We start from the raw sequence: 6,423 nt of genomic DNA on the forward strand, positions 1-6,423 counted from the left end.
CTCCTAGGTCAGCAACCCTCGGCAAATGTCGATTAAAGTCGAAGCCCAGCCGGCCAGAAGCGCAAAGATGGCGAGCCAGACGAAAAGCAGGAAATGCCAGTACATGGCGCACAGCTCGACACTGAGGCGAAGCCGCTGCGGCTGCGCTCCGTTCCAGGCGCCGACACTCGTTCTGCCCAGGCCGACCAGCCCCCCCAGTATATGCAGGCCATGCATTCCCGTTAGCAGGTAGAAGAAGCTGTTGGCTGGATTGGACGCCAGAAAATAGCCGTCCGAACTCAGTTCCCGCCATGCCACAAGCTGTCCAATCAGGAAGACAAGCGCCGTGAGTCCGGCAGTGGCGAGGCCGAGCCTGACCATGTCCACTTGACCCTTGCGCGCCGCGAGCGAAGCGCACTGTATTGCAATGCTGCTCAAGACCAGTACGCCGGTATTAAGCCAGAGCAGGGGCGGGATGGGCAGCGGCCGCCAATCCGACAGCGCCATGCGCATGAAGTAAGCACTGGTGAACAGCGCGAACAGGCAGCCGACGACGGCAAGGAAGACGCCGAGACCGATCTTTGCGGTCGGCAGCGCCGATCGGTCCAGGGCGACAAAATCCCCGATCATGCCTTGCTCGAGCCACGGCTTCGTCATTAGCCGCTGATGGGAAAGCCACCACCCGGCAATACCGGCGATTACGAGCAGGAAGACCAGGATTACACTCATGCCGGCTCCCTGGAGGGCGCGAACGAGCCTGGAACGTTTTGCGGTATGAAGTCCTCCTTGGCGCCCGGTACGCTGTAGTCATAGGCCCAGCGATAGACGATCGGCAGATCCTTGCCGAAATTGCCGTGGGCGGGCGGTGTTTCAGGCGTCTGCCACTCGAGCGTCGTGGCCCGCCACGGATTGCCGCCGGCCTCACGCCCATGGCGGATGCTCCAGATGAGATTGAACAGGAACACCAGTTGGGCAAAACCGACAATGAAAGCCATGATGCTGATGAACGAGTTCAGGTGGTGGGCCGATTCCGTCATGATCGTCATGTCGGTCAATTCGTTGTAGCGCCGCGGCACGCCCATCAAGCCGAGATAGTGCATTGGAAAGAAGATCAGATAGGCGCCGAGGAAGGTGACCCAAAAATGGAACCGGCCCAGTGTCTCGTTCAGCATCCGGCCGGTGACCTTCGGATACCAGTGATAGATCGCGCCGAAGATCACGATGATCGGGGCGACCCCCATGACCATATGGAAATGGGCGACGACGAACATCGTGTCCGACAGCGGAACGTCGACGACGACATTGCCGAGGAATAGCCCGGTCAGCCCGCCATTGACGAAGGTGACGATGAAGGCCAGGGCAAAAAGCATCGGTATGGTGAGGTGGATGTCGCCACGCCACAGCGTCAGCACCCAGTTGTAGACCTTGATGGCTGTTGGAACGGCGATGATCAATGTCGTGGTGGCGAAGAAAAAGCCGAAATAGGGATGCATGCCGCTGACATACATGTGGTGCGCCCAGACCACGAAGCTCAGCGCGCCGATGCCGACGATGGCCCAGACCATCATGCGGTAGCCGAAGATGTTCTTGCGCGCATGGGTGCTGATCAGGTCGGATACGATGCCGAAGGCCGGAAGCGCCACGATGTAGACCTCCGGATGGCCGAAGAACCAGAACAGGTGCTGGAACAGGATCGGGCTGCCGCCGCCATGCTGCAACTGTTCGCCCATCTCGACGATCGCCGGCATGAAGAAGCTGGTGCCGAGCGCCCGGTCGAGCAGCATCATCACGCAGGCGACGAACAGCGCCGGGAAGGCGAGCAGCGCCATAACGGTGGCGGTGAAAATACCCCAGACAGTAAGCGGAAGGCGCATCAGCGTCATGCCGCGTGTGCGGCCCTGCAGCACCGTCACGACATAGTTCAAGCCGCCCATGGTAAAGCCGACGATGAACAGGATCAGCGAGACAAGCATCAGGATGATGCCCCAGTCCTGGCCCCCTGGCGTACCGGTCATGATCGCCTGCGGCGGATAGAGCGTCCAGCCGGCACCCGTCGGTCCGCCGGGTGCAAAGAAGCTCGATACCAGGACCAGCACGGCGAGCAGATAGATCCAGTAGCTAAGCATGTTGACATAGGGAAAGACCATGTCGCGAGCGCCAACCATCAACGGGATCAGATAGTTGCCGAAGCCGCCCAGGAAGAGTGCCGTGAGCAGGTAGATCACCATGATCATGCCGTGCATGGTGATGAACTGGTAATAGGCTTCCGGGGTGATGAAGTCGAATGTGCCGGGGAAGCCGAGCTGCAGCCGCATCAGCCAGGATAGCACGAGCGCGACCATGCCGATCGCTGTCGCTGTCGCCGAATACTGGATGGCGATGACCTTGGCGTCCTGCGAGAAAACGTATTTCGTCCACCAGCTGTGCGGATGGTAGAGTTCCATTTCCGCGACTTCGGCCGGCGGTACCGCATCTGCAGGTGTGATATCGACCATAGGAACACCTCCGTGCCCTTTTCGGCCACCCCGACAGTTCGGGCTTGCCGCACTATTTTCAATCCCGACGGCGCGCCGTCGTTCCGGTTCCCTACTCTGCCGAGCCCATCTGCTGGGGCGCGGACAGCTGCGCAAAAGTCTGCTGCTGGCCAAGCCACGCCAGATAGTCTTCCTGAGTATCGACCATGACCACGCCATGCATCATCGGATGTCCCTGGCCGCAGAGTTCTGCACACAGGACCTGGAAGGTTCCGGTCTTGGTCGGAGTGAACCAGAAATAGGTGACCGAGCCCGGGATCATGTCCATCTTGGCGCGGAATTCCGGCACGTAGAAATCGTGCAGCACATCGATCGAGCGGAGCAGCATCTTGACCGGTTTGCCAACCGGGAGGTGCAGGTCGGCCGCTTCCACTACGACATCGTCCTGGCCGTTGGCATCGGTGGCGATGACGCCGAGTGGATTTTCAGCGTTGACGTCGCGGGTGTCGGATGTGCCGAGCTTGCCGTCCTTGCCGGGGAGGCGGAAACTCCATTGCCACTGCTGGCCGACGACTTCGACCTCGGTTGCGTCGCTTGGAACATTTACGAACCGGCTCCAGACGAACAGGCCGGGAACGAGCAAAGCCGTGACGCCAACTGCGGTGACGACCGTCAGCCAGGATTCGAGGCGCCTGTTCTCAGGTTCATATGCCGCCTGATTGCCTTCCCGATGACGGAAGCGGAAGACGCAATAGGCCATGAAAAGAACCACGGCGGCGAAGACGACGCCGGTGATCCAGAAAGTTATGATGATGGTGTTGTCGATATAGTCCCAGTTCGAGGCAATCGGCGTCCACCACCATGGGCTCAGGAAGTGGAACAACACCGAGCCCACGACTATCAGAACGAGTACAAGCGCAACGGCCATGTCCCGGTTCCTCCCGGTATTCCAAGCGGCGCAAGCCGTCCCGGGAAATACCAAGTGCATCATAACTTGATTTGCGATGAAAATTCTAGAGCCGGCTGTGGGAAGGGCAAAAATACCATTTCTCGGCGCTGGCGGTCCTTCGATTCGGCGGTGATCAGCGGCAGGCCTTCATCCACCTCCAGCTCAGCCACCCGATGGCGAGAGCGGCAAACATTGTCAGCGTCGAGTAACCGGCAAGGGCGGGCACGCCGAATATGCCGGCAGTCACCGGAACGGCGATCGTCGGGGATCGTCGCGCGCAGGTTCTGCAGGAACAGCAGCATGACGAAGAGCGTCATACGATTGCTTCGAGCAGTGTCCGTTCACCTGCTCGACCGACAGCTCGACGAAGGGAGTGGAGCCACCTTATTGGCCGGCAGATGTCACCCGCCAAACTGTGTTGCCGACGTCGTCGGCGATGAGCAGGGCCCCGGTTTTGTCGACAGCCAGGCCGACAGGCCGGCCGCGCGCCTTGTTGTCCTTGTCCAGGAAGTCAGTCACCACGTCGGTAGCGACGCCGCTCGGACGGCCGCCGCTGAATGGTACGAACACCACCTTGTAGCCATTGAAGCGCGTGCGGTTCCAGCTGCCGTGCTCGCCAACGAAGGCGCCGCCGCGATATGCCTCGGGAAGGCCGGTTGCCGTATAGAAGACCAGTCCCAGAGGGGCGACGTGGGAACTCAGTGCATAATCCGGAACGATCGCTTTCGCGACCAGGTCCGGACGCTGGGGCATGACGCGGGGATCGAGATGCTGTCCGTAATAACTGTATGGCCATCCATAGAACCCCCCATCCTTTACCGAGGTCAGATAATCCGGCACGAGATTGGGGCCGAGCTCGTCGCGCTCATTGATCACTGCCCAGAGCGCCCCGGTCTGCGGCTCCCAGCTCAGGCCGTTTGGATTGCGCAAACCGCTGGCGAAAATGCGTGACCGGCCGGTGGCCCTGTCTACCTGCCAGATGGCGGCGCGGTTCTTCTCCGCCTCAATGCCGTTTTCGGCGACGTTGCTGTTCGAGCCGACGCCGACATAGAGCAGCGAGCCGTCGGGGCTTGCCACCAGGCTCTTTGTCCAATGGTGGTCGATCGGGCCGCCGGGCAGGGCGGTGAGCGGCGTTCCGGGCGCGGTTATCTTTGTGTCACCGGTGTTGTAGGGATAGCGGATGATGGAATCGGTATTGGCGACGTAGAGATCGCTTCCCACCAGCGCCACGCCGAAGGGGGAGGTCAGGTGGTCTAGGAATACGCTGGTCAGCTCCGGCTTGCCATCGCCATCGGCGTCGCGCAGGAGCGTAATGCGATTGCTCGGGCCGCTGTCGCCGCCCGAGGTGACCCAGGATTCGATCCAGCCCATCACCAAATCCTTGGGCCGTTTGATCGGTTCGCCACCCGGCGCCTTGGACTCGACCACCAGGACGTCACCATTAGGCAGCACATAAAGCGACCGCGGATGCTGCAAGCCGTGGGCAAAAGCCTGGATCTGCAGCCCCTGCGCGACGGTCGGCTTCTCGTCGTTCTTCCATCCGACCACGGAAGCGAGATGCATGGGCGGGAAGAAATATTGGATCGGCTCCGGCAGGTTTGGATTCGGCCCTATCTGACTGCCGGGATCCGGGTCGTTGCCGCTGCACGCTGCAAGAGTGATCGCCGCAGTGCAAATGAGGACCGACACCGCGATGCGCCTGGTCTGACTGATGGAGCTTGCTACGCGCATCAATCCGCCACTCCGACGTGGTGCCGGTACACCATGGACCAGCCCAGCCAACCAGTGAAGATGAGGATGAGCACGACAACCGCCGAGAGGATCAAGCCGGTGGGAACGATGGAGGTCCATGCATCGCGGGTGTGCACGAGCATGTTGATGATGGACAATGCCAACGCCAGCAGATTGCCAAGCACGTGCGGCCAGGCGGGGGGCTGTGCCCTTATCAGCGGATTAGCCAAGAAATCGATCAGCCCCGCGATCGCTGCAAGGCAGCCCATGATCACGCCGACGGTAACCAGCCAAGCGGAGAAGTCAGCCCACATCATCTCCGCTGTTCGCCAGTAGGCCAGATCCGTCAGCAGGGTGCCGACGAAGCAGGCGATCGGAAACGGCACGAGCATCGGATGAATAGGATGTCCCGCAATCCTGGCCGTCGAACGCGGATTGTCACCGACCATAATGTGCCATCCTTCTCAGTTCCCGCCCAAACAAACTGTCATCCGGCCTCCGGCGGCTGTTGCCGAGAGGCCGGCAGACGACCCATCGATCCGTCAGGCCTAAGAAGGGCGCCGGGTGGCTGCGCTTGCTAGGCGGCGGACTGGGTCGGCGGGTTCTGATACATCATCCAGAGCTCGATAGCGGCCAGGACGGCGACCAGAATGCCGATCACGACATGCACGGTCATCGCCGTTGTCGCCTGGAATCCAAGCACCCAGGGAGACACGAGGACCCACAGTCCGACGACCAGATTCACCCACTCTTCCCACACGGCAAATGCCGCGAGGGCGGCAATCGAAAGAACGACGATCAAGATTCCGCTGCCGAGGGCGTTCTGCGTCTGCGGGCCTGCCGCAAAGGCGAAGATCCAGGGAGAAAAGAACAGAATTGCCCCAAGGATCAGGTTGGCTACGTCACAGAGCCTGGCGTTTGTCCACTGGTTCATGGCATCCTCCATAGGGAGCGTTTATGGCTCCCGAGTTCGGCAAGGTGGTGCCTGAGTTCGGCGCGATACGCCCGAAGCCGCTCACTCCGTGTCACGGCAGTGCCCTTACCCGGCCGGAGTTGCGCATCTGGCGAACTCCAGTCAAATCCGGCTATCTAACTGAATTCCGGGCATTATGTTCCATTGGGCGCCGGCACGCCTGGATCAATTGATGGTGATCGAGCAAATCCAAACCTGCCTATCAGGGGGCGGCGGGGCGGCGGCGTGTAGCTCATTCTGTCTTTTTATCGAGCCGGTGAAACATTTCTCATGGATCGCAGTTCTTGGATCCAGAGGAGTTGAATAAGGGCAACCTG

General features: G+C 60.6%; 6 protein-coding genes and 1 pseudogene. All 7 read right to left on the reverse strand.

The window, feature by feature from the left end:
* Positions 1–3 precede the first annotated feature (3 nt).
* The 7 genes and pseudogenes from AC0L2X_RS08940 to AC0L2X_RS08970 all read right to left on the reverse strand — a co-directional run bounded on the left by AC0L2X_RS08940 (position 4) and on the right by AC0L2X_RS08970 (position 6,067).
* Positions 4–708 carry a cytochrome c oxidase subunit 3 gene (locus tag AC0L2X_RS08940; protein WP_473556457.1) on the reverse strand — a complete coding sequence of 235 codons (705 nt, stop codon included), beginning with the start codon at positions 706–708 and terminating at the stop codon, positions 4–6.
* Positions 705–2,474 carry a cytochrome c oxidase subunit I gene (gene ctaD / locus AC0L2X_RS08945; RefSeq protein ID WP_352666073.1) on the reverse strand — a complete coding sequence of 590 codons (1,770 nt, stop codon included), beginning with the start codon at positions 2,472–2,474 and terminating at the stop codon, positions 705–707. Before ctaD ends, AC0L2X_RS08940 begins: the two co-directional genes overlap by 4 nt.
* A gap of 91 nt (positions 2,475–2,565) precedes the next feature.
* A complete protein-coding gene (gene coxB, locus AC0L2X_RS08950; RefSeq protein ID WP_254818347.1) occupies positions 2,566–3,381 on the reverse strand; it encodes a cytochrome c oxidase subunit II in 816 nt (271 codons plus the stop codon).
* Positions 3,382–3,565: 184 nt separating this feature from the next.
* Positions 3,566–3,780 (reverse strand): annotated as a pseudogene (locus AC0L2X_RS08955) (efflux RND transporter permease subunit); the annotation flags it as partial.
* Positions 3,781–3,786: 6 nt separating this feature from the next.
* Complete coding sequence (locus AC0L2X_RS08960) at positions 3,787–5,133, reverse strand: PQQ-dependent sugar dehydrogenase (protein WP_352492775.1); 1,347 nt, start codon at positions 5,131–5,133, stop codon at positions 3,787–3,789.
* A complete protein-coding gene (locus AC0L2X_RS08965; protein ID WP_352620501.1) occupies positions 5,133–5,582 on the reverse strand; it encodes a DUF2231 domain-containing protein in 450 nt (149 codons plus the stop codon). The genes AC0L2X_RS08960 and AC0L2X_RS08965 overlap by 1 nt, the downstream gene beginning before the upstream one ends.
* 128 nt (positions 5,583–5,710) lie before the next feature.
* On the reverse strand, positions 5,711–6,067 hold the full coding sequence (locus tag AC0L2X_RS08970) for an SPW repeat protein (protein ID WP_051409696.1): 357 nt from the start codon (positions 6,065–6,067) through the stop codon (positions 5,711–5,713).
* Positions 6,068–6,423: the final 356 nt, after the last annotated feature.

Source organism: Mesorhizobium sp. WSM4828 (assembly GCF_055811175.1).

Bases quoted from the DNA above. Each gene is read 5' to 3' on its own strand.
- AC0L2X_RS08940 (WP_473556457.1), bottom strand. From the start codon at position 708: ATGAGTGTAATCCTGGTCTTCCTGCTCGTAATCGCCGGTATTGCCGGG.
- ctaD (WP_352666073.1), bottom strand. From the start codon at position 2,474: ATGGTCGATATCACACCTGCAGATGCGGTACCGCCGGCCGAAGTCGCG.
- coxB (WP_254818347.1), bottom strand. From the start codon at position 3,381: ATGGCCGTTGCGCTTGTACTCGTTCTGATAGTCGTGGGCTCGGTGTTG.
- AC0L2X_RS08960 (WP_352492775.1), bottom strand. From the start codon at position 5,133: ATGCGCGTAGCAAGCTCCATCAGTCAGACCAGGCGCATCGCGGTGTCG.
- AC0L2X_RS08965 (WP_352620501.1), bottom strand. From the start codon at position 5,582: ATGGTCGGTGACAATCCGCGTTCGACGGCCAGGATTGCGGGACATCCT.
- AC0L2X_RS08970 (WP_051409696.1), bottom strand. From the start codon at position 6,067: ATGAACCAGTGGACAAACGCCAGGCTCTGTGACGTAGCCAACCTGATC.